Origin of the sequence: Variovorax sp. 54 (genome assembly GCF_002754375.1) — a bacterium.
Lineage (GTDB): Bacteria > Pseudomonadota > Gammaproteobacteria > Burkholderiales > Burkholderiaceae_C > Variovorax.
In genome coordinates, this window is record NZ_PEFF01000001.1 from 3,400,864 (window position 1) to 3,422,500 (window position 21,637).

General features: G+C 68.4%; 23 protein-coding genes (1 of these 23 cut by a window edge). 7 read left to right on the forward strand and 16 right to left on the reverse strand.

Annotated elements, in window-relative coordinates:
• Position 1 precedes the first annotated feature (1 nt).
• The 5 genes from CLU95_RS15815 to CLU95_RS15835 form a co-directional block, all read right to left on the reverse strand.
• Positions 2-949, reverse strand: coding sequence for a glutaminase (locus tag CLU95_RS15815; RefSeq protein WP_099794469.1), 948 nt, complete (start codon positions 947-949; stop codon positions 2-4).
• A complete protein-coding gene (locus CLU95_RS15820) occupies positions 946-1,854 on the reverse strand; it encodes a DMT family transporter (protein WP_099794471.1) in 909 nt (302 codons plus the stop codon). Before CLU95_RS15820 ends, CLU95_RS15815 begins: the two co-directional genes overlap by 4 nt.
• 93 nt (positions 1,855-1,947) lie before the next feature.
• Positions 1,948-2,466: a BON domain-containing protein gene (locus CLU95_RS15825; RefSeq protein WP_257214638.1), complete on the reverse strand. Its 519-nt coding sequence runs from the start codon at positions 2,464-2,466 to the stop codon at positions 1,948-1,950.
• On the reverse strand, positions 2,463-2,972 hold the full coding sequence (locus CLU95_RS15830; protein ID WP_099794473.1) for a flavin reductase family protein: 510 nt from the start codon (positions 2,970-2,972) through the stop codon (positions 2,463-2,465). The genes CLU95_RS15825 and CLU95_RS15830 overlap by 4 nt, the downstream gene beginning before the upstream one ends.
• Before the next feature lie 212 nt (positions 2,973-3,184).
• Complete coding sequence (locus CLU95_RS15835; protein ID WP_099794474.1) at positions 3,185-4,099, reverse strand: LysR family transcriptional regulator; 915 nt, start codon at positions 4,097-4,099, stop codon at positions 3,185-3,187.
• 125 nt (positions 4,100-4,224) lie between these two features.
• Between CLU95_RS15835 and CLU95_RS15840 the strand changes: the two genes are divergently transcribed.
• Entirely contained in the window at positions 4,225-6,234 is a 2,010-nt protein-coding gene (locus CLU95_RS15840) for an alkyl/aryl-sulfatase (protein WP_099794476.1), read from the forward strand.
• Positions 6,235-6,321: 87 nt separating this feature from the next.
• On the opposite strand, the gene CLU95_RS15845 is transcribed toward CLU95_RS15840, so the two are convergent.
• Positions 6,322-7,551, reverse strand: a complete 1,230-nt coding sequence (locus CLU95_RS15845; RefSeq protein ID WP_099794478.1) for a nucleoside recognition domain-containing protein — start codon at positions 7,549-7,551, stop codon at positions 6,322-6,324.
• Positions 7,552-7,647: 96 nt separating this feature from the next.
• Here CLU95_RS15845 and CLU95_RS15850 point away from each other — a divergent pair, with 96 nt between their 5' ends.
• The 3 genes from CLU95_RS15850 (at position 7,648) to CLU95_RS15860 (ending at position 10,947) form a co-directional block, all read left to right on the forward strand.
• Entirely contained in the window at positions 7,648-9,240 is a 1,593-nt protein-coding gene (locus CLU95_RS15850; protein ID WP_099794480.1) for a phospholipase D family protein, read from the forward strand.
• A gap of 85 nt (positions 9,241-9,325) precedes the next feature.
• On the forward strand, positions 9,326-10,495 hold the full coding sequence (locus CLU95_RS15855) for an ABC transporter substrate-binding protein (protein ID WP_099797330.1): 1,170 nt from the start codon (positions 9,326-9,328) through the stop codon (positions 10,493-10,495).
• 101 nt (positions 10,496-10,596) lie between these two features.
• Positions 10,597-10,947, forward strand: a complete 351-nt coding sequence (locus tag CLU95_RS15860; protein ID WP_099794482.1) for a hypothetical protein — start codon at positions 10,597-10,599, stop codon at positions 10,945-10,947.
• 4 nt (positions 10,948-10,951) lie between these two features.
• On the opposite strand, the gene CLU95_RS15865 is transcribed toward CLU95_RS15860, so the two are convergent.
• The 8 genes from CLU95_RS15865 to CLU95_RS15900 form a co-directional block, all read right to left on the reverse strand.
• Positions 10,952-11,686 (reverse strand): ABC transporter ATP-binding protein, encoded by a 735-nt coding sequence (locus CLU95_RS15865; RefSeq protein WP_099794484.1) that lies wholly within the window; start codon positions 11,684-11,686, stop codon positions 10,952-10,954.
• Positions 11,679-12,446, reverse strand: coding sequence for an ABC transporter ATP-binding protein (locus CLU95_RS15870; protein WP_099794486.1), 768 nt, complete (start codon positions 12,444-12,446; stop codon positions 11,679-11,681). The genes CLU95_RS15865 and CLU95_RS15870 overlap by 8 nt, the downstream gene beginning before the upstream one ends.
• On the reverse strand, positions 12,443-13,405 hold the full coding sequence (locus tag CLU95_RS15875) for a branched-chain amino acid ABC transporter permease (protein WP_099794488.1): 963 nt from the start codon (positions 13,403-13,405) through the stop codon (positions 12,443-12,445). Before CLU95_RS15875 ends, CLU95_RS15870 begins: the two co-directional genes overlap by 4 nt.
• Entirely contained in the window at positions 13,402-14,262 is an 861-nt protein-coding gene (locus CLU95_RS15880; RefSeq protein ID WP_099794490.1) for a branched-chain amino acid ABC transporter permease, read from the reverse strand. The genes CLU95_RS15875 and CLU95_RS15880 overlap by 4 nt, the downstream gene beginning before the upstream one ends.
• 42 nt (positions 14,263-14,304) lie before the next feature.
• Positions 14,305-15,507: an ABC transporter substrate-binding protein gene (locus tag CLU95_RS15885; protein ID WP_180288617.1), complete on the reverse strand. Its 1,203-nt coding sequence runs from the start codon at positions 15,505-15,507 to the stop codon at positions 14,305-14,307.
• A 97-nt stretch (positions 15,508-15,604) separates the two neighbouring features.
• Positions 15,605-15,928, reverse strand: coding sequence for a 2Fe-2S iron-sulfur cluster-binding protein (locus CLU95_RS15890; RefSeq protein ID WP_062470484.1), 324 nt, complete (start codon positions 15,926-15,928; stop codon positions 15,605-15,607).
• Between the two features lie 8 nt (positions 15,929-15,936).
• Positions 15,937-17,385 carry a glutamine synthetase family protein gene (locus CLU95_RS15895; protein WP_099794492.1) on the reverse strand — a complete coding sequence of 483 codons (1,449 nt, stop codon included), beginning with the start codon at positions 17,383-17,385 and terminating at the stop codon, positions 15,937-15,939.
• Positions 17,386-17,394: 9 nt separating this feature from the next.
• A complete protein-coding gene (locus CLU95_RS15900; protein ID WP_099794494.1) occupies positions 17,395-18,726 on the reverse strand; it encodes an aromatic ring-hydroxylating dioxygenase subunit alpha in 1,332 nt (443 codons plus the stop codon).
• A 287-nt stretch (positions 18,727-19,013) separates the two neighbouring features.
• Between CLU95_RS15900 and CLU95_RS15905 the strand changes: the two genes are divergently transcribed.
• Together CLU95_RS15905 and CLU95_RS15910 are read left to right on the forward strand one after the other, a co-directional pair.
• A complete protein-coding gene (locus CLU95_RS15905) occupies positions 19,014-19,748 on the forward strand; it encodes a GntR family transcriptional regulator (RefSeq protein ID WP_070061340.1) in 735 nt (244 codons plus the stop codon).
• Between the two features lie 89 nt (positions 19,749-19,837).
• Entirely contained in the window at positions 19,838-20,458 is a 621-nt protein-coding gene (locus CLU95_RS15910) for a TetR/AcrR family transcriptional regulator (RefSeq protein ID WP_257214639.1), read from the forward strand.
• Between the two features lie 15 nt (positions 20,459-20,473).
• On the opposite strand, the gene CLU95_RS15915 is transcribed toward CLU95_RS15910, so the two are convergent.
• Positions 20,474-21,280: a metallophosphoesterase gene (locus CLU95_RS15915; protein ID WP_099794496.1), complete on the reverse strand. Its 807-nt coding sequence runs from the start codon at positions 21,278-21,280 to the stop codon at positions 20,474-20,476.
• A gap of 129 nt (positions 21,281-21,409) precedes the next feature.
• Here CLU95_RS15915 and CLU95_RS30910 point away from each other — a divergent pair, with 129 nt between their 5' ends.
• Positions 21,410-21,583: a hypothetical protein gene (locus CLU95_RS30910; protein WP_180288618.1), complete on the forward strand. Its 174-nt coding sequence runs from the start codon at positions 21,410-21,412 to the stop codon at positions 21,581-21,583.
• Between the two features lie 37 nt (positions 21,584-21,620).
• On the opposite strand, the gene CLU95_RS15920 is transcribed toward CLU95_RS30910, so the two are convergent.
• A protein-coding gene (locus tag CLU95_RS15920) for a LysR family transcriptional regulator (protein ID WP_099794497.1) crosses the window boundary here: on the reverse strand, positions 21,621-21,637 show its 3' end. Its footprint extends 967 nt past the window's final position; the window shows 17 of its 984 coding nt (coding positions 968-984); its start codon lies beyond the right edge, outside the window; the stop codon is at positions 21,621-21,623.

The window sequence follows — 21,637 nt, forward strand, 5'->3', positions numbered from 1 at the left end:
CTCAGAACACCGACAGGCCCGTGCGCGCGACGAACAGTTCGAGCGCCTTCATGCCCAGCAGCGAGTTGCCGGTCGCATCGAGCGCCGGTGACCACACGCACAGCGTGAGCTTGTCGGGCACCACCGCGACGATGCCACCGCCCACGCCGCTCTTGCAGGGCAGGCCGATCGAAAAGGCCACGTCGCCGGCCGCGTCGTAGGTGCCGCAGGTGAGCATCAGCGAGTTGATGCGACGCGTCTGCCGTTCGCCCGTGACCTCGGGCTCGCCGGCGATCGGGTGCGCGCCGTCGCGGCACAGGAAGGCGGCGGCGCGCGCGAGCTGGCGGCAGCTCATGCGCAGCGCGCACTGGTGGAAATAGGTGTCGAGCACCTCGGCCACGTCGTTGTCGATCTTGCCGAAGCTCTTCATGAAGTTGGCCAGCGCGACGTTGCGAAAGCCCGTGTCGGCCTCCGACTGCGCCACCTCGCCGTCGAAGCCGATGCGCTCGCCGCACAGGCTGGTCATGAGCGCGAGGATGTCGGTCTTGGCGCTGCCGCCCTTGGCTTTGGCCTGGCTCACGAGCCGGTCGGCCACCGCGATGGCGCCGGCATTGATGAAGGGGTTGCGCGGCTTGCCTTGTTCGTTCTCCAGCTGCACCAGCGAGTTGAACGGATTGCCCGAGGGCTCGCGTCCGATGCGCTCCCACAGCGCATCGCCCATGCGCTGCATGGCGAGCGTGAGCGTGAAGAGCTTGGACACGCTCTGGATCGAGAAGGGCGTTTCGAAGTCGCCCGCGCCGGCTTCCTCGCCGTCGCAGGTGCGCAGCGCGATGCCGAACTGCCGCGCATCGATGCGCGCCAGCGCCGGGATGTAGCTGGCCACGGTGCCGCCCTGGCCGAGCTGCAGGCGCAGGGTGGCGACGATCTCGTCGAGGACGGGCTGGAATCGGGTCGGGGTCTTCGTGCTCATGCCGAGCGTTGTACCGCAGGCCGCCGGTTCACCAGGACGATGCCCAGCGCCACGCCGATCAGCGCCACCACCAGCTGCAGCGTGAGCGGCTCCTTCAGCAGCGCCACGCCGAAGATCAGCGCGAACAGCGGCGTGAGGAAGGTGAAGGACGACATCTGCGTGGCCGGGTAGTGCCGCAGCAGCCACATCCACGTGAGGTAGCTCGCGAAGGCGCCGACCACCGTCTGCAGGCCGATGGAGGTCCAGGCCCAGGCGGAGTACGAGAAGCCCCAGGTCTCGCCCAGCGCGAGCGACAGTAGGGGGCACACGGCGGCCGTCACGGCCACTTGGTAGAACAGTGTTTTTTCGGCGCTGGCCGTGGCCAGGCGCGTGGTGCGCAGCGTGAGCGTGGTCAGGCCCCAGAGCATGCCGGCCGCCAGGGCCATGCCGTCGCCGATGAGCTGCGACGAACTCATGTGGCCGAAGCCTTCGCTGAAGGCCAGCACCACGCCCGCGAAGGCGATGAACAGGCCCAGCCACTGGAAGCCGCGCAGCCGCTCGGCCGGCACCCAGCGCGGCAGCAGCAGCGAGACCCAGAAGGGCGCGGTGTACAGGAACACCGTGAGCCGCGAGGCGCTGGTGTGCTGCAGGCCCAGGTAGATGCCGGCGAACTCGCCCGCGAACAGCAGGCCGGCCAGCAGCCCGGGCCACAGCGTGCTGTCGCGCTCGAACAGCGGCACGCGCCGCACCGCGCACCACAGCCACAGGAGCGCCACCGCGCCGACCATGCGCACCGTGGCCTGCCACAACGGCGGCACCTCGGTCACGGTGGTCTTGATCAGGATCTGCTGCAGGCCCCAGAACGCGCAGCAGACGATGAGCAGGCCGATGGCCAGGGAGTCGAGGTGGGTCTTGCGCTGGATCATTCGCGGTCAATCGGTGGCGGCAGGGGCGGCGGAAGGGCCGCCGAATTCATCCGATGATCGTAGCGCGCCAGCGCAAAATCCGTGCGCCGTCGCTCAGTGCCCGGCCAGCGGGTAGGGCGGCTTGCCACGCGTGCCCACCATCAGGTCGGGCACCACGGTCTCGACGTCGGGCACGGTGCGCGCCGCGCGTTCGAGCTTCCGGGCCAGGGCCGCATCGGGCACGCAGCCCTGCAGGTAGACCCAGCGGCGCTGCACCGTGACCCACACGCTGCTGCGGCGCACGCCCGGCACGGCCAGCAGCGCGGCGCGCACCTTGGGCGCGAGCGGCTTGTCGTAGCGGTAGGCGTTGCTGTCGGTGCACTTGCCGGCGAGCCAGCAGCTGGTGCCGCGCTCCAGCCGCGAGTGGGTCTGCGCGCGGCGTTCCTCGGCGGTGTAGTAGGGGCCCTGCGGCATGGGACAGGCCGGCAGGCCCGCGGCGACCAGGAAGAAGGGGTCGTCGAACCAGTTCTGCCGCAGCGGTTGCGACGATGGCGATGGCGGCTCAGGCGTGCCCTGCGCCGCAGCCATCCGCGCGGCGAGCAGCAGGACGGCCAGCAGCGCGGGGCGGTTCACAACGGGTGCTCGGTGTAGAAGTGCCCGCCGTGGAACAGCAGCGGCGAGGCGTCGGGGTCGTGCATGCAGCGCTCCACCTCGCCCACGAAGATCACGTGGTCGCCTTCGTCGTAGCGGCTGCGGTTGAAGCACTCGAAGCTCGCGGCCGCGCCCTGCAGCACGGGGGCGCCGCCCAGGCCTTCGGTGTAGGCCACGTCGGCCCAGCGGTCGATGTTCTTGGTGGCGAAGCGCTCCGCCAGTGTCTTCTGGTTGGCGGCCAGGATGTTGACCGCGTAGTGCGAGCCGGCGCGCAGCGCCGACATCGACGCGGCCGCGCGTGCCAGGCTCCACAGCACCAGCGGCGGCGCGAGCGACACCGAGTTGAACGAGTTGGCCGTGAGGCCGACCAGGCTGCCGTCGGCCGCGCGTGCGGTGACGATGGTCACGCCGGTGGCGAACATGCCGAGTGCCTTGCGGAATTCGCCGGGCGAGAAGGTGGGGGGCTGGGCCCGGCGGGAAGTGGTCACGGGAGAACGGACGGCAAGGCGGTGAGCGGCAAAGGAGGGGCCATTTTGGCGCAGAAGGCGTGAATGAGTCCGGCGTGGCCGAGCAGCCCGCCCAGGCGCGCGCCATCAAGGCGCAAAGCGCAGCCATAGCTCGGGCTATGGCGAGCATTTGCAACGCAGAGGGAGCGTGTCTGGGTGGGAGGAGCGGACATGGCGGGCTCGTTCGCGCCTTCTCAAGCTTTGGCGGGCTGCTTGGCGGGGCCGAGCAACTCGGTCACCAGCCGGGTATAGACGGTGGCGGCCGCCGTGGGTGTGCGGCCCGCCAGCGTCACCAGGCTGTAGTGGGTGCGCATGCGCGACAGGCCCGTCACCGCCAGCGGCGCGAGGGCGGCGGTCTCGGGCGTGAGGCCGGGCGCGTGGGGCGCGAGGATCACCGCGTGGGCGGTCAGCGCCAGGTGCCGCAGCGTGTCGGCGTCGTCGCAGATCACGTTGAACACGCCGCGGTCGGTGCGGCGGATCTGCCGGTCGAAATACGCGGCCACCTCGCTGGGCAGGTGCGGGCCGGCCACGGGGTAGTCCATGAGCTGTTCGAGCGTGAGCGGCGCCGGCTGTTTCAGCAGCGGGTGCCCGGGCCGCACGAAGAAGGACACCGGCACGTTGGGCAGCCGCACGAGCTTCAGGCCCGAGGGTTTCTTCAGGTCGCGGGTGTCGGCGATGAACAGGTCGATCTGGCGCTTGTGCAGCCGCTCGCACAGCGTGACGGTGTCGGCCACTTCCATGCGCATCAGCAGCTGCGGGTGGCGCTGCGTCATGAGCGACAGCGCCGCGCGCCCCAGCAGGCCGGCCGCGAACGGGCCCAGGCCGACGTCGAGGCTGCCGAGCGTGAGGCCTTCGAGCTGCTGCACCTCGCGCTGGATCTGCCGCGCGTCGGCGACCAGCTCGCGGGCCCGCGCCAGCACCAGCTCGCCGGCCTGCGTGAAGCGCACGGTGCCGTAGGCGCGATCGATGAGGCGGGCCTTCAGCGCCTGTTCGAGTGCGTCGATGCTGCGCGACAGCGCGGGTTGCGACAGGTGCACGGCCTGCGCGGCACGCCCGAAGCTGCCTTGCTCGGCGAGGGCGATCAGGTGCTGGAGGTGGCGCAGCTGCATTTTGCGTTCTGGTTCAAAAGCAAGATCACATTTTGCATTGGCCAAGGGGTTGCTTGCTTCCGAGAATTGGCCGTTGCTCCCTTTCCGTGCCCCGTCTTTCGACAGACAACAACCCCGAGACATCGATGACCCGCATTGCTTCTGCTTCCTCGTCTTCCACGCCTTCCGCCCGCTTCTCCCTGGCCCTCGTCGCCTGGGCCTGTGCCTTCACCGCCACGGCGCAGCCGGTGGTGGTGACGCCCAAGGCGGCCGAGCCCGTCACGCTGAAGGCCAACGCCGACATGGCGAAGGCGCTGCCGTTCGCCAACAAGCAGGATTTCGAGGACGCGATGCGCGGCTTCATTGGCACCGTGCCCGACGCGCTGGTGACGGGCAGCGGTCCGCGCCCGGTCTGGAACATGAAGCCCTACGACTTCCTGAAGGCGAACGAGGCGGCCGACACGGTCAACCCGAGCCTGTGGCGTCAGGCGCAGCTCAATGCGATTCACGGCCTGTTCAAGGTGACCGACCGGGTCTACCAAGTGCGCGGCTTCGACCTGGCGAACATCACCATCGTCGAAGGCGACACCTCGCTGATCGTGATCGACCCGTTGCTGGCTGCCGAGACGGCGCGCGCCGCGCTCGCGCTGTACTACCAGCATCGCCCGAAGAAGCCGGTCGGCACGGTGATCTACACGCACGGCCATGCCGACCATTTCGGCGGCGTGAAGGGCGTGGTCAGCGAGGCCGACGTGGCCGCGGGCAAGGTGCAGGTGATCGCGCCCTCGGGCTTCATGGAGTCGGCGGTGGCCGAGAACATCCTCGCGGGCAACGCGATGAACCGGCGCTCGCAGTACCAGTTCGGCACGCTGCTGCCGCCGGGCGCGCGCGGGCAGGTCGACACGGGCCTGGGCAAGGCGCTGGCGCGCGGCAGCGTGACGCTGATCGCGCCCACCTCGACCATCGAGAAGACCACCGAGGAGCGCACCATCGACGGCGTGCAGATCGTGTTCCAGCTGGTGCCGGGCTCGGAGGCGCCGTCCGAAATGCTCATGTACATGCCGCAGTTCCGCGTGCTCAACATGGCCGAGGACGTGACGCACAACATGCACAACCTGTACACGATCCGCGGCGCCGAGGTGCGCGACGGCAACCTGTGGGCCAAGTACATCGACGAGGCCCGCGTGGCCTTCGGCGACAAGACCGACGTGCTCATCGCGCAGCACCACTGGCCCACCACGGGACGCGCGCGCATCGTCGACCTGCTGAAGAAGCAGCGTGACATGTACAAGTTCATCAACGACCAGTCGCTGCGCCTGCTGAACCACGGCTACACGGCACCCGAGATCGCCGAGACGCTGCGCATGCCCGCGAGCCTGGAGCAGGAGTGGTCCACGCGCGGCTACTACGGCACGCTGCGCCACAACGCGAAGGCGGTCTACCAGAAGTACCTGGGCTGGTACGACGCGAACCCGGCCAACCTGAACCCGCTGCCGCCGGTGGCGCAAGCGAAGAAGACGGTCGAGTACATGGGCGGCGCCGACGCAGTGGTGGCGCGCGCCCGCGACGATTTCAAGAAGGGCGAGTACCGCTGGGTGGCGAGCGCGATGAGCCAGGTGGTGTACGCCGACCCGGCGAACCGCGCGGCACGCGAACTCGGCGCCGACGCGCTCGAACAGCTCGGCTACCAGTCGGAGGCGGGCACCTGGCGCAGCGCCTACCTGGTGGGCGCGATGGAACTGCGCAACGGCGTGCCGAAAATCCCGGGCGGCAGCAGCGCGAACGGCGACACGCTGAAGGCGGTGAGCAACGAGCTGTTCTTCGACTACCTCGGCGTGCGGCTCGACGCAGCCAAGGCCGAAGGCAAGACGATGGTGGTCAACTGGAACTTCACCGATTCGAACCAGAAGTTCGTGCTGACCTTGGAGAACTCGGCGCTCACGCATGTGAAGAACCAGCAGGCGAGCGGGGCGGACGCTACCGTCACGCTGAGCCGGGCGACGCTCGATGCGATCACGTTGAAGCAGACGACGTTTCCTGAGGCCGTGCAGTCGGGGCAGGTGAAGATCGATGGGAACCGCGCGAAGCTGGGGGAGCTGTTCGGGATGCTCGACAACTTCGATCTGATGTTTCCTGTGGTGGAGCCGCGCAAGTAGTTTGTTCGGGGCGCGTGCAAAGGACACCGGGTACTCCCCTCCGCGAATGTCCCCCGGCGGCGTGATCGTGCCCTGAATGACGATGAACTAGCCGAAGAACCAGTAGCAGACCGCAATGGCGGCCACCACCCCCGCCAGTTCAGCCAGCAGCGCGCACGCCACCGCATGCCGCGCGCGCTGGATGCCCACCGCGCCGAAGTACACCGCCAGCACGTAGAACGTGGTCTCGGTGCTGCCCTGGATGGTGGCGGCCACCAGCGCGGGGAAGCTGTCGACGCCCTGGGTCTTCATGGTCTCGATGAGCATGGCGCGGGCCGCGCTGCCCGAGAAGGGTTTGACGAGCGCCGTCGGCATGGCGTCGACAAAGCGTGCGTCCCAGCCGCCAGCCTGCACCAGCCAGCGCAGGCCGTCGAGCGCGAAGTCGAGGGCGCCCGAGGCGCGCAGCACGCCCACGGCGCACAGCATCGCGACGAGGTAGGGCAGCAGGTTCTTCGCGATGTCGAAGCCTTCCTTCGCGCCTTCGACAAAGGCCTCGTAAACCTTGATGCGCCGGATCGCGCCGGCCGCCAGGAACACGATGATCACGCTGAACAGCGTGAGGTTGCCCAGCAGCGACGACAGCGAGGCGATGGCCGCCGCCGACAGCGTGCCCAGCAGCGCCATGAAGCCGCCCAGCAGCAGCGCGCCCGGCACGAGGTAGGCCAGCACCACCGGGTCCCACAGCCGCAGGCGCTGCGCGACCGCCACCGTGAGCAGGCCCACCAGCGTCGAGGCGCTGGTGGCCAGCAGGATCGGCAGGAACACCAGCGTCGGGTCGCTCGCGCCCTGTTGCGCCCGGTACATGAAGATGGTGACGGGCAGCAAGGTCAGTGACGAGGCGTTGAGCACCAGGAACAGGATCTGCGCGTTGGTGGCCGTCACGGGGTCGGGGTTCAGGCGCTGCAGCTCGCGCATGGCCTTCAGGCCGATGGGGGTGGCGGCGTTGTCCAGCCCCAGCGCATTGGCCGCGAAGTTCATCGTGATGAGCCCGAGCGCCGGGTGCCCGGCTGGCACGCCCGGCATCAGGCGCCGGAACAGCGGCCCGAGCAGGCGCGCGAGCCAGCCGACGAGGCCGGCGGCTTCGGCGATGCGCAGGAAGCCCAGCCACAGCGTGAGCGTGCCGAACAGCAGCACCATCACCTCGACGGCCAGCCGCGCCATCGTGAACAGGCTTTCGACCAGCGCCGCGAACACGGTCGGGTCGCCGCCGACGAGCCAGCGTCCCAGCGCTGCCAGCGCCGCCATCCCGAAGAACCCCAGCCACAACCCATTGAGCACGCGTTTTTTCCTTCTTTTCGTTGGCTGCCGTGTGTGCCGTTGATCATAGGGCGGCATGCCGCCCCGACCGGGCTCTGCGGCGCTACAGTGCGACCCATGGCCGCCGTCCTGTCCCGCCTCCGTCGCTTCGTCGTCCTGGTGTCGAGTGGGCTGGCCATCGCCTGGCTTGCGGGCTGCGCCAGCCTGCCGCCGCCGCAACCGCACCCGGTGCTCACGAATGCGATCACCGACGTGGCCGACACCGAGCTGGGCCGGCTGGCCGCCAAGGACGCGCCGCAGGGCAGCGCGGTGCCGCTGTCGGGCTTCCGGCTGCTGCCCGAGGCGGCGTTCGCGTTCGACGCGCGCATTTCGCTGGCACGGCATGCCGAGAAGTCGCTTGACGTGCAGTACTACCTCATCAGCAACGACGACGTCGGCCTGCTGTTCCTCAAGGAGCTGCGCGAGGCCGCCGCGCGCGGGGTGCGCGTGCGGCTGCTGGTGGACGACCTCTACACGGGCGGCGAGGACGAGGTGTTCAGCACGCTCTCGGCCTTTCCGAACATCGAGGTGCGGCTGTTCAACCCGCTGCCTTCGCGTGCCAGCTCGATGCCCGCGCGGCTGCTGTTCTCGCTGGGCGACTTCGGCCGCATCAACCATCGCATGCACAACAAGCTGCTGGTGGCCGACAACAGCTTTGCGGTTTCGGGCGGGCGCAACATCGCCAACGAGTACTTCATGCGCAGCACGGCGGCGAACTTCATCGACATGGACGTGCTGTCCAGCGGGCCGATCGTGCGCCGCATGTCCGAGGGCTTCGACCGCTACTGGAACAGCGACCACGCCTGGCCCATCGAGCGCATCGTGCCGCAGCGCCTGCCGCTCGAAGAAGCCCAGCGGCGCTTCGACGCCCTGGCGCGCGCGGCCGTGCCCGACGTGCCCATGCGCCAGCGCGACATCCTGGACAAGTCGCCGGTGGGCGAGCAGCTCACCACGGGCCGCATCGACCGCTACTGGGCGCCGGCCACGCTGTTCGTGGACGACCCCGACAAGATCACGCGCAAGCCCGAGGCGGCCTACGGCGGCAGCGTGACCGAGGGCGCGCTCGGCGTGATCCAGGCGGCCAAGCACGAGGTGAAGATCGGCTCGCCGTACTTCATTCCGGGCTCGCGGGGCATGGCGATGATGAAGACGGCCATCGAGCGCGGCGGGCGCATCACGGTCGTCACCAACTCGCTGGGCGCCACCGACGAGCCGCTGGCCTACGCGGGCTACGAGCGCTACCGCGCCGACATGCTGAAGATCGGCGTCACCATCTACGAGATCGCGCCCACGCTCTCCGGGCGGTCGGGGCGCTTCGGCGATTTCGGCAAGTCGATCAGCCGGCTGCACGCCAAGCTCGCGGTGATCGACGACGAGCGCTTCTTCGTCGGCTCGATGAACCTCGACCACCGCTCGGCCGCCGTCAACACCGAGATGGGCCTGCTCATCGACAGCCCGCGGCTGGTGCAGGACTACGACAAGCTCATGAACGGCGAGCGCCTCAACCTGGGCTACCGGCTGCGGCTCGCGCCGGGCGGGCGGCGCGTGCAGTGGCTGGAATACGACGATGCCGGCGGCGACATCGTGCACGAGGACGAACCGGGCGAGTTCCTCTGGCTGCGCTTCAAGAACTGGCTGCTGCTGCCCCTCGTGGGCGAGGAGCTGCTTTAGGGTTTGTCATGACCGATCCAGTGAGGTGCGTTACATTTCTGTTTGAAATGTGAACTTTTGTCACCGACTATTGGAGGCTTTGATCATGACCGTCCCCGTGCCGCGCGAGTCGACCGCGCCGCTTTCCACCAGCCGCCGCCGCGCCCTTTCCGGGCTGGCCGCCACGACGGCCGCCGCGGCCGGCGTCGGGCTGGGATTTCCGGCGTTCGCGCAGAACCGTGCGATCCGCATCGGGACGACCTTCGACAACAGCAGCGTGGAAAAAGCCAATGGCCAGGGGCTGTACCAGGGCTCCAGCGCGTTCTTCACCGCGCTGAACAAGGCCGGCGGCCTGCACGGCAGCAAGGTCGAGCTCGTGATGGCCGACGACACCTTCAAGCCCGACGTGGCCAAGGCCAACGCGCTGGCTTTCGAAAAAGACAGCTCGGTGCTCGCGCTGGTGCACCCGCTGGGCACGCGCCAGACCGCCGAGGTGATGGACGCGGTGCCCGGCATGGCCGTGGTCGGCCCGATCACCGGCACCATCGCGCTGCGCAAGAAGACCTCGCCCAACACCTTCTGGGTGCGCGCCAACTACGACCAGGAGGTCGACAAGCTGGTGAGCACGGCCGCCGTGCTGGGCCAGACGCGCATCGGCCTCGTGCATTCGAACGACCCGCTGGGCCAGTCGGTGCTGGCGGCGTTCAAGAACGCGCTGGCCAAGGCCAAGCTGGAGCCGGCGGTGATCGCCACCACGCCCAACACCACGAGCATGGAAGTGGGCCCGGCCGCCGAGGCCATCGCCAAGGCCAAGCCGCAGGTGGTGGTGGTCGGCCTGGCCGGCACGGCGCCGGTGTTCCTGAAGGCGCTGCGCGGCGCGGGCAACAGCAGCTCGGCCTACGGCCTGTCGATCACGGCCAGCGCGCTGTCGGCCATGGGCGACCTGGCACGCGGCCTGGGCTTCGTGATCGTGGTGCCGTCGCCGTACTCGACCAAGTTCGAGATCGTGCGCCGCTACCAGGCCGACATGCTGGCCAGTGGCAACAAGGACTTCTCGCTGACCAGCCTGGAGGGCTACATGAACGCCGCCGTGCTGGCCGAAGGCCTGCGCCGCGCCGGTCCTTCGCCGACGCGCGCCGCCGTGCTCGGTGGCATGGCGAGCATCGAGAACTTCGACCTCGGCGGCGTGAAGATCAACTACGGCCGCTCGAACCGCGAAGGCGGCCAGTTCGTGGACGTGGCCGTGATCGGCAGCCGCGGGCAGATGCTGAGCTGATGCCGGTGAGGCGTACCGTGCGCTGCGGCGTGCGGTAGCGCCTGCCGGTACGCCGGCACCCGCTCGGCACCTTTCTCGGTGAGCGTGCTTACAGTGCGGCCATGACCCTCGAACTCATCCTGGGCCTCGGCCTGCTGGCCCTGGTGCTGCTGGACCTGGCCTTGTTCTTCCTCGTGCGCTGGGCGGTGCTGCGCGAGCACCTCGGCCCGTTGGCGGCCAGCCTGGTCTACGGCCTGTGCCTGGCCGCGCTGCCGTACTTCGTGTGGTGGGGCCTGGGCACCCACGTGCTGTTCGGGCAGGACACGACCTTCCTCGCGCCCGTGGTGGACGTCGGCCTGGCCTTCATCCTCTACACCTGCCTGTGGCTGTCGTGGGGCGTGAGCCTGATCGCCGGGGGGCTGGCGTCGTGGCGTTTCTTTGCCGGTGCCCGGCGGATCGGCTTGCTGGCCTGACGGCTTAGGCGGCCGGCGCCTCGGCGATGCCGACGCCCAGCAAGCCTTCGAGCAGCTCCTTGTCGGCCGCCAGCGCCGCGCTCGGGCCGGCATGCACGACGGTGCCGCGCTCCAGCACGATCGCCTGGTGCGTCATGTCCAGGGCCAGCACCGGGTGCTGCTCCACCACGATCGAGGCCAGGCCTTCCGATTCGCACAGGCGCCGAATGGCTGCCGCCAGCTCTTCCACGATGATCGGCGCGAGGCCTTCCATCGGCTCGTCGAGCAGCAGCAGCTTCGGGTTGGTCATGAGCGCGCGGCCGATGGCCAGCATCTGCTGCTCGCCGCCCGAGAGCTGGTTGCCGTAGTTGCCGCGCCGCTCGCGCAGGCGCGGAAAGAATTCATAAACCCGTTGCAAGGTCCAGCTGCCGGGGCGGGCGATCACCGTGAGGTTTTCTTCCACCGTGAGCGACGGGAACACCTCGCGCTCCTGCGGCACCCAGCCCAGCCCGGCGCGCACGCGCTGGTGCGCGGGCCAGCGCGTGATGTCGGCGCCCTGCCAGCGGATCGCGCCCTGCATCACGCGGGTGTTGCCCATCAGCGTTTCGAGCAGCGTGGTCTTGCCCACGCCGTTGCGCCCCAGGATGGCCAGGCTTTCGCCGGGCCGCAGCGAGAAATCGAGGCGGTCGAGGACCACGGCGTTGCCGTAGCCGGCGGTGACGCGGTCGAAGGCGAGTGCGGCGGTGTCGGTGTCAGCCATGGTGGTGCGAGCTTCCCAGGTAGACCTCGCGCACGCGCGGGTCGGCGCCGATCTCGGCGGGCGTGCCTTCGGTGAGGATGCGTCCGCCCACCAGCACCGAGATGCGGCGCGCAAAGCGGAACACGAGCTTCATGTCGTGCTCGATGAAGAGCACGCTGATGTCGGCCGGCAGCGCCGCAATGGCTTCGAAGAGTTCACCGCTCTCGTCCTCCGGCACGCCGGCGGCGGGCTCGTCGAGCAGCAGGATGCGGGGCTTGGCGGCGAGCGCCAGCGCAATCTCGAGCAGCCGCTGCTTGCCGTAGGCCAGCTCGGCCACGGGCACGTCGGCCAGGGCGTCGAGCTTCAGCGTGGCGAGCAGCGCATGCGCCTCGTCGAACACGGCGGTGCAGCCCTTGAGCGGCCGCCACCAGGTGGCGCCCAGCCCTTCGCGCTCGCTGATGGCCAGCACCACCGACAGCAGCGGCGTGAGGCTGGGGAACAGCGTGTTGATCTGGAAGGTGCGCGCCAGCCCCATGCGGGCGCGCTTGTCGCCGGGCAGGCGCGTGATGTCGCGCTCGCCCAGGCGGATCGATCCGCTGGTGGGCTTGAACACGCCCGTGAGCAGGTTGATGAGCGTGGTCTTGCCGGCGCCGTTGGGTCCGATCAGCGCCTGCCGCGCACCGGGTTCGAGCGACAGGTTGACCTCGCTCACGGCCTGGAAGGCGCCGAAGCGGATGCCCAGGTTCTGCGTGCGCAGGGCGTGCGTGGTGGAGGTGCTCATCGCGCCTTCCCCGTGCGGACCACGCGCGAGAGCGCACCCATGATCCCGCCGCGTCCCAGCATGACGGCCACGATCAGGAAGATGCCGAGCCAGAACATCCAGTACTGCGGGTTCATGTCGGCGAACCAGTCGTGCACCAGCATGTAGACGATGGCCCCGATGAGGCCGCCGTACAGCCGCCCGGTGCCGCCGAGCACGAGGATGATGAGCACTTCGGCCGAGCGGTTGAAGCTGATCGATTCGATGCCGACGAACTGCGTGGTCTGCGCCAGCAGCGCGCCCGCCACGCCGGCCACCGCGGCCGACATCGCGTAGGCCATGCGCAGGCGCGCTTCCACCGGCGAGCCGATGGCGGTCATGCGCTTGCGGCTGTCGTGGATGCCGCGCAGCGCCAGGCCGAAGGGCGAGCGCAGCACCAGCCGCACGAGCAGGAACATCGCGAGCACCACGCCGAAGGCATAGCCGAACGCGGTCTTGCCGTAGAGGTCGAAGTCGAACAGGCCGAGCACGGGCGCAATCACCACGCCCTGCAGGCCGTCGGTGCCGCCGGTGATGCCCGAGAGCCGGTTGGCCAGCTCGAACAGCAGCACGCACACGCCGATGGTGATCATCAGCCGCGTGAGGTCAGCGCCGCGCACCACGAGGTAGCTCAGCACGTAGCCCAGCAGGGCGCACACGGCGAGCGCGAACACCAGGCCGCTGAAGGGTTCGCTCCAGCCGTACTTGGCGAGCAGGCCGGCCGCGTAGGCGCCCGCGCCGAAGAAGGCGGCGTGGCCCACGGTGAGGATGCCCGCGTAGCCCAGCGCCATGTCGAGCGACACGGCAAAGAGCCCGAAGATCATGATCTGGCTCATCAGCGTGAGCTTGTCGGGCAGCAGGAAGAAGCTCGACGCGAGCGCGAGCCAGAAGGCGATTTCGGCCGCGCGCAATTGCGCGGGGGAGAGGCTCAGCGGCTTCATGCGAGCCCCTTCTTGGCGACGATGCCGTTCGGGCGCACCAGCAGCATGACGATCATGAACACGTAGATGAGAAAGGCGCCGGTTTCAGGCAGGTAGTACTTGCCCGCCACGTCGACGATGCCGACCAGCAGCGCCGCAATGAAGGGCCCGGTGACGGTGCCCGCACCGCCCACGCACACCACCATCAAGAAGTAGACGAGGTACTTGAGCGGGAACGACGGCTCCAGCCCCAGCATGCCCAGGCTCAGCGCGCCGCCCAGGCCCGCCAGGCCGCAGCCCAGCGAGAAGGTCAGGAAGAACAGGCGCTGCACATGGATGCCCGTGCCGCCCGCCACGCGCTGGTTGTCGACGGCAGCGCGCACCATCGCGCCATAGCGCGTCTTGCCCAGGCCCAGCAGCAGCGCGACCAGCACGGCCACGCCGCAGCCGATCAGGAACAGGCGGTAGCGGCCCACTTCGAGGCCGAGCACCGACACCTGGCCTTCGAGCGCCTTCGGCAGCGTGAAGGGCTGCATCGTCGGGCCGAAGAAGTAGGTGAACGCGGCGATCGAGACGAACACCACGCCGATCGACAGCAGCACCTGGTCGAGCGGGTGCGCGCGGTACAGCCGCCGGTAGAACACGAACTCCAGCACCGCGCCCACCAGCGCCGCGGCCACGAAGGCCGCCGCCAGCGAGAGACCGAAGCCCAGGCCCCACTGGTTCATGAGCACGCTGGCCGCGTAGCCGCCCACCATCGCGAAACTGCCGTGCGCGAGGTTGACGAAATTCATGAGTCCCATCGTGATGGACAGGCCCACGCCGATGAGAAACAGGAGCATGCCGTAGGCCACTCCATCGAAGATCACGATACCCATGAATTTCCTGCTTGCTGCTGCTGCGTGCTGGCTGGCGTTGGCTTACTTGGCGGCCGCGGCTTCCTTGGCCGGGTCCTTGACGCGCTCGAACTTGTCGAACTCCACGTTCACCAGCTGGCCGTTGGCGCGCTCGGTCTTGCGGATGTAGACGGTCTGCACGATGTCGCGCGTGGCCGCGTCGATCTCGATCGGGCCGCGCGGGCTCTCGAAGCTCAGGCCCTTGAGCGCGTCCATGAACTTGTCGCCGCCGGTGTCGCCCTTGGTCTTGGCCAGTGCGAGGTCGATGGCGGCCATGGTGTCGTAGGCGGTCACGGCGAAGTAGCTGGGGCGCAGCTTGGTGCCGTTGTCGGCGGCGAAGTCCTTCACGAACTTCTGGTTCTTCGGCGAGTTGTGCGCGAACGAGTAGTGGTGGCTGGTGACGAGGCCCAGCGCCACGTCGCCGGTGGCGTCCAGGTAGCTGTCGTCGGTGGCTTCGCCGGTGGCGAAGAGCTTGATGCCGGCCTGCTCCATGCCGCGCTCCTTCCACACCTTGAGGAAGGCCGGCGGCATCACGCCCGAGGGGAAGAAGAAGAACACGGCCTGGGGCTTGGCGTCCTTGATGCGCTGCACGTAGGCCGAGAAGTCGGGGTTGTTCATCGGCGTGCGCACTTCGCCCGAGACCTTGCCGCCGCCGGCGGTGAAGGCCTTCTTGAACGCGGTCTCGGCATCGACGCCCGAGGCGTAGTCGGCGACCACGGTGTAGGCGTCCTTCACGCCCTGCTTGAGCATGTAGCGCGCCATCGGGTCGGTGACCTGCTGCACGGTGAACGACAGGCGCGCCACGTAGGGCGAGCTGGTGGTGATGGCCGAAGAGGCGGCGTTCATCACCAGCGTGGGGATCTTGGCCTGCGTGGCGATGGCGCCCACGGCGTAGGCGTTGGGGCTGAAATCCAGGCCGGTGAGGATGCTCACCTTGTCGCGCACGATGAGTTCCTGCGCGATGCGCTTGGCGGCGTCGGGCGCGGGGCCGGCAGTGTCTTTCTTGATGATCTCGACGGTGCGCCCGCCCACCTTGCCGCCGTGCTCCTTGAGGTACAGCGCGATGCCGGCGTCGAACTGGCGGCCGTAGTCGGCGTAGGGGCCGGAGTAGGTCGCGATGAGGCCGATGCGCAGCGGCTCGGTGGTCTGGGCTTGCGCAGCACCCGCCATGCCGAGGCCGGCGAGCAGCAGGGTCGAGAGGAGGGTTCGCTTGGTCATCGTCGTCATGAAAAAACGCCTTTCTGTGGGAGTGGAATGCGCCGCGCGGGCGCCGCTGGCTTGTAACCGGATGTTTGGCAGCGGGCGATGATGCCCGACGCGCTGGTCAGACCTGTGTATCGGGCACACGCACCGTGAGGCCATCGAGGGCGGCGCTCACGCTGAGCTGGCAACTCAGGCGCGAACCGGGCCGGCGCTCGGACGCGACGGCATCGAGCAGCGCGCTTTCCATGTCGTCGGGCGGCGGCAGCAGTTCGAGGAACGCGTCGTCGACGTAGACGTGGCAGGTCGCGCACGAGCAGCAGCCGCCGCACTCGGCGTCGATGCCGCGCACGTTGCCGCGGATGGCGGTCTCCATCACGCTGGCGCCGACCTTGGCGTCGACCTCGCGCGTGGTGCCGTCCTTGAGGATGTAGTGGATCGTGGGCATTGAAGGGCTTAGAACATGTCGAAGTACTCGCGGTGTTCCCACTCGCTGACTTCGAGGTTGAAGCGGGCGATTTCCGCTTCCTTGATGTGGCAGAGGTAGTCGACGAAGACCTTGCCCATCTGCGCGTTGAGCATTTCGTCCTTGCGCAGGCAGGCGAGGGCGTCGCTCAACGATCGCGGCAGTTGTTCGGCTGGCGTTTCGTAGGGTGCATCGGCCGAGGGACCCGCGTCGGTCTGGTGGCGGATGCCGTCCAGCCCCGAGAACAGCTGCGACGCGAGGTACAGGTACGGGTTGGCCGTGGGCTCGCCCACGCGGTTCTCGATGCGCGAGGCGTTCTGGCCCGGGCCGCCGAGCACGCGCAGCATCGCGCCGCGGTTGTCGCGTGCCCAGATCGCGCGGTCGGGCGCCAGCGAGAAGGGGCGGTAGCGGCGGTAGCCGTTGATCGTCGGGCTGGCCAGTGCAGCCGCGCCGCAGGCGTGCGCCTTCAGGCCGCCGAGGTAGTGCATGCCGATCTCGCTGAGGTCGCGCCCGCCCGGCTCGGGCATGAAGGCGTTGACGCCGTCGCTCTTGCGGCGCAGCGACTGGTGCAGGTGCCAGCCGCTGGACATCACGTTCGGGATCTTCGGGCGGCACATGAAGGTGGCGTGCAGGCCGGCGCGCTGGCAGATCTGCTTGATCGCGCTGCGCAGCAGCACCATGGTGTCGGCGGGTGTGACGCCGGCCGTGGGGCCGAAGGTGAGCTCGAACTGGCTCGGGCCGAACTCGATCTCGAGCGAGCGCAGCGGCAGGCCGAGCGCCACGAGCTGCGAGCGCAGCAGCTCCATGAGACCGTCGACGCGGTCGTAGCGCAGCTCGGTCAGGTACTGGTGGCCGTGCGACAGCAGCGACACGCGCGGCGGTTCGCCGGGCTGGCCCGAGTCGGCCAGGCCCATGCGCGCGTCTTCGAGCTTGAAGACGTGGAACTCGACCTCGAGGCCGGCGATGAAGTCCAGCCCCAACTCGTCGAGCTGCGCCACCGCGCGCTGCAGGATCTGCCGCGTCGCGAAGGGACAGGGCCGGCCGTCGGCCATGTAGGCGTCGCACAGAATCCAGCCGGTGCGCGGCGCCCAGGGCAGCACCTTGAAGGTGGCGGGGTCGGCCACGATGGTGAAGTCGGCGCCGCCTTGCAAACCTTCGATGGCAAAGCCGCCGCCCTGCGAGAACACGGGGAACACGGTCTTGTGCGAGGTGTCCTTGGCCAGCAAGGTGGAGGTGAGGTTCACGCCCTCCCACAGGGCCGAGCGCGCCTCGCCCGCGACCAGGGTCTTGCCGCGCAGCAGGCCGTGCTGGTCGGGCCAGGCGAAGCGGACGGTGTCCACCTCGCCGCTGTCGATGCGGCGCACGAGTTCGCGCGCCTGCGCATGCTGGTCGGCAGACCAGAGACCGAAGCGGTCGACGAAGGTGTGGGTGTTGCTCATGGCGCGTGCTCAGGCAGCGAGCCGTGCGGAGGCCCAGTCGGACTTCAGGCGGCGCGCGCGGTCGGCGTCCTGCCAGTAGGCCTCGGTGGCGGCTTCATCGACGACCTTGCCGATGCCGTCGATGGACGGGGGCCCGGTCATGGCACTGGCCTGCGCGGCGTCGATGAGCATCGGCGCGCTCTCGCCGGCGAGCGTGGCCTCGATGGCCTTCACCAGCACGCGGCGGTAGGCAATGATCCCCTTGTCGGTGCTGCCCAGGTGCTCGCGCGTGCGGTCCTGGATGGCGCCCTGCGACTCCACCGCCCACTGGTCGTGCACGTTGATGTCGTCGCCCATGCCGGTGTAGGTTTCGGTCAGCTGCTCTTCGATGCTGAAGCCGTAGTTGTTGCGCTTGTTCTTGCGCGAGGTGTAGTCGGGCAGCTCGTACAGCTTCAGGCGCTGGTCGCGCATCTGCTGCTTGTCGACCGGGCCGGTGAAGCTGGTGAACACGGCGTACCAGTAGCAGTGCGTGTCGTCCACGGGCACGTGCCATTGCGAGATGGTCATCTCGGCGCTCATCGGAATCACGAAGGCCTGCGGGAACACCACGTTGGTCACGCGCACGTGGGTGGTGTCTTCCGAGAGCTTGCGCAGCGCCTTGAGGCGGAAGCCGTAGTCGGTGGGCTCCACGCTGATGTCGGGGCGGTCGTACTCGCGCAGCACCTGGGTGATGGGCATGTCGGAGTCGGCCGAGGCGCCGCGGAACTGCTTGCCGTAGCTTTCCGACGTGTCTTCGTCCTCGAAGAAGCGGTGCAGGTACGAGGCGTGCGCGGGGTCGATGCCCACTTCGAGCGCCTGCAGCCAGTTGCATTCGAAGAGGCCCTTGAACGCGAAGGTGTGGGTGTCGGGCGCGACGAAGCAGTCGAAGTCGGGAAAAGCCGGGGGCTCGCCCTCGCCGATGTACGCGAAGACCACGCCGGCCTTCTCGACCACCGGGTAGGCCGACTGCTTGATGCGGCTGCACAGCTTGCTGGTGGCGGGCTCGGCCGGGGTTTCCAGGCAGTTGCCCTTGGCGTCGAACAGCCAGCCGTGGAAGGCGCAGCGGATGCCGCCGTTTTCGAGCCGCCCGAAGGCGAGGTCGGCGCCGCGGTGCGGGCAGTCGCGGTCGAGCATGCCGAGCTGGCCGCTCTCGTCGCGGAACAGCACGAAGTCCTGGCCCATGAGCTTCACGGGCTTGACCGGGCGCGGACCCGCCAGTTCGTCGGCCAGCGCCACCGGCTGCCAGTAGCGGCGCAGCAGCTTGCCGGCGGGCGCGCCGGGTCCGACGCGGGTGATGAAATCGTTTTGCTCGGCGCTGATCATCGTGCGGGCTCCATCGAGAGGTCTTTGTCAGAAGGCCTGCAGGCATTGCATGCAGTTGTATGCATTGTCTTGGTGATTTTTGACAAAGGTCAAACTTTCATCGGCTCGTTTGCCCTGTTTTGGGGCTGTACATAGGGTTAACTCTGGGGTGCTTGTGTGTTTTTGACACATTTCAAATCAGAGTGCATGCAACAACTGCGCCCGTTTGGCTATGCTGCGTGCAGTGGCGGGCGGTTCTCCTAGAATCCGCCCATTCCTCCCTCTCCCTGTTGCCCTGGCGCCTCCCGATGGACTCCCAACAATCCCGCGTGCTCGTGCAACTGCGCGACCTGATCCTCAAGGGCGAATTCGTGCCCGGAGAGCGGCTGGCCGAGATCCCGCTGGCAGAGAAGCTGGGGGCCTCGCGCACGCCGGTGCGCCTGGCGCTGGCCAGCCTCGAGCACGAAGGCCTGATCGAGCAGTCGCCCAGCGGCGGCTACCAGATGCGCCGCTTCACCTCGCAGGAAGTGGCCGACGCGATCCGCGTGCGCGGCGTGATCGAGGGCTTTGCCGCCCGTTTGCTGGCCGAAGACGGCGTGTCGCGCCAGTTGCTGCGCGATCTGAAAGACTGCCTGGAAGACGGCGACCGCGCCGTCAACAAGCCCAGCATGGAGATCGACGACTACGCTGCGTACGTCGAGATGAACGACCGCTTCCACAAGCTGATCCTCGAAGGCTGCGGCAACCTGGCGCTCAAGCGCGTGATGGACATGCTCGGCGGCCAGCCCTTTGCCGCGCCCAGCGCGATGCTGCCCATGCAGTCGTCGATGGAAGAGGGCCAGCAATGGATGCGGCAGGCGCACCGCACGCACCACGCGATGGTGCAGGCCATCGAGCGCGGCCAGGGCTCGCGGGCGCAGGCGCTCGGCGAGGAGCACGTCGAGATCGCGCGCATGAACCTGGACTACGCGCTGGAGCGGCCTGAGCTCGCCGCCGAACTCATGCCTGGCATCCGCCTCGTGGCCAAGGGACGCACCGCCTGAGTGGTAAAACTGCCCGGTCTGCAACAGACTGGCTGGTATTTCGGCATCCACGGCGTCTGGCCGGCGACGGTCATGACTAGAATTTCCGCATGAATGCCGCCGCCGTTCCCGCCAAGCCCTCGTTCAAGGAGCAGATGCTGCTGGCCCGCGAGGAAGCCATCGTGCAGACCGCGAGCCGCCTGCTGGCCGAGAAGGGCTTCGAGTCGATGACCGTGGACGAGGTGGCCGCGTCGGTCGGCATCGCCAAGGCCAGCCTCTACAAGCACTTTCCCAGCAAGGAAGACCTGGCCGCCGCCGCGATGGTGCGCATCATGCAGCGCACGCAGGATTTCCTGGCGTCCGTGCCGGCCGACCAGCTGCCCGTCGACAAGCTGCGCGCGGTGGTGCGCTGGGCCATGCAGATGCAGCTGGCCGGCGAGATGCCGTCGCTGCCGCACCAGAACTCGGTGTTGCGCGCCGCGCTGATGAAGCACCGCGGTTACCTCGACCGGCTGGTCGCGATCAGCGAAGTGCTCGGCGGCTGGATCCAGTCGGCGCAGGCCAGCGGCGCGCTCAACCCGAAGCTGCCGGCGATCGCCGTGCTCTACACGCTGTTCGCGCGCGCCTGCGATCCGGTGCTGGGGTTCTTGAAGGCGGGTGGCCTGCAGAGCGACGCCGAGATCGTCGAACTGGTGCTCGGCACCTGCTTCGAGGGGCTGGCGGCGCGCTGAAGATCGGTCGATCGCTCAGTTGATTTCGATCAGCAGTTGGGGTTGGTAGCCCTCCTGCTCGCCGTTGCTGCGGTAGCCCAGCGGGTTGGCAACCACGCGACAGCCGTCCTTCACATAGTCGAACGGGCAGTGCAGGTGGCCGTGCAGCCAGAGCTGCGCGTGCGGCAGCAGCTCGTCGAGTGAATTGCAGAAACCCGCGGTGCCGGGCGTGAGCCCGTAGCGGGGATCGGCGCTCGCCAGGCTGGGCGCAAAATGGGTGATGGCCACCGTCGTGCCGTCGTAGGGCTGGGCCAGCGCGTCACGCAGCCAGGCCTGGCAGGTGAGTGCTTGCTCTCTCATTTCGGCAGCCATGAAGGGCAATCCATTTCGCGTGCCGGCCATTTTCTCGAGGTAGAAGTCGGCCGCGCGCATCGCCTTGCCGCGCTTCTTGAGTGCCTCGGCGAGGCCGTCGCGGGGCTCGACCAGCGCGTCGAAATCGGCCCACAACGTGGTGCCGATGAAGCGGATGCCCTCGATGACCAGGGTCTCACGCTCGAGCCAGAGGATGCCGAGCTCCTCGCACAGCGCACGCAGACGCGCGTGCGTGGCGTCGAAATCGAGGTTGTCGTACTCGTGGTTGCCCGGCACGTAGACCACCGGCGTCGGCCAGCCCTTGCGCGGCGAGTAGCGGCCCAGCCCGAAGTCGGTGTCCGTCAGGCGAGAGCCTTCTTGGTAGGAGCCGATATCGCCTCCGAGCACCAGCAGGTCGGCGCCCGGGATGGGGTCGGCGTGGAAGCGTGGGTGGGATTCCAGGTGCAGGTCGGAGAGCAGTTGCAACTTCATCGTCGGATCAGTCTAGGTGAATCGCACCATGCATGAGATGCATAACCTGGGGCTTGTTTTACTAGGGATTACCCTTAATCTACATCCATCGCCAATCAACCCCGTCGCAGCCACAAGCCGCGCACCGTCATGTTCAGTCTTCTTGCCCAAGTGGCCCGTTTCTTCCGTTCGTCGCCGACCCAGACTCCCGCCAGCCATGCCGCTGCGCTGATGGAAAGCGCCGACAGCCGTGCCGGCCGTGGCGCGCACCACGCACAAGAACTGCGTGCTGCGGCTTCCGCCTGGCTCAGCGTCGTCAGGTAACTGACGCGCGCCGCCGCCTCAGGCGGCGCACCTTGAATCAAAGGGCGGGTCCCA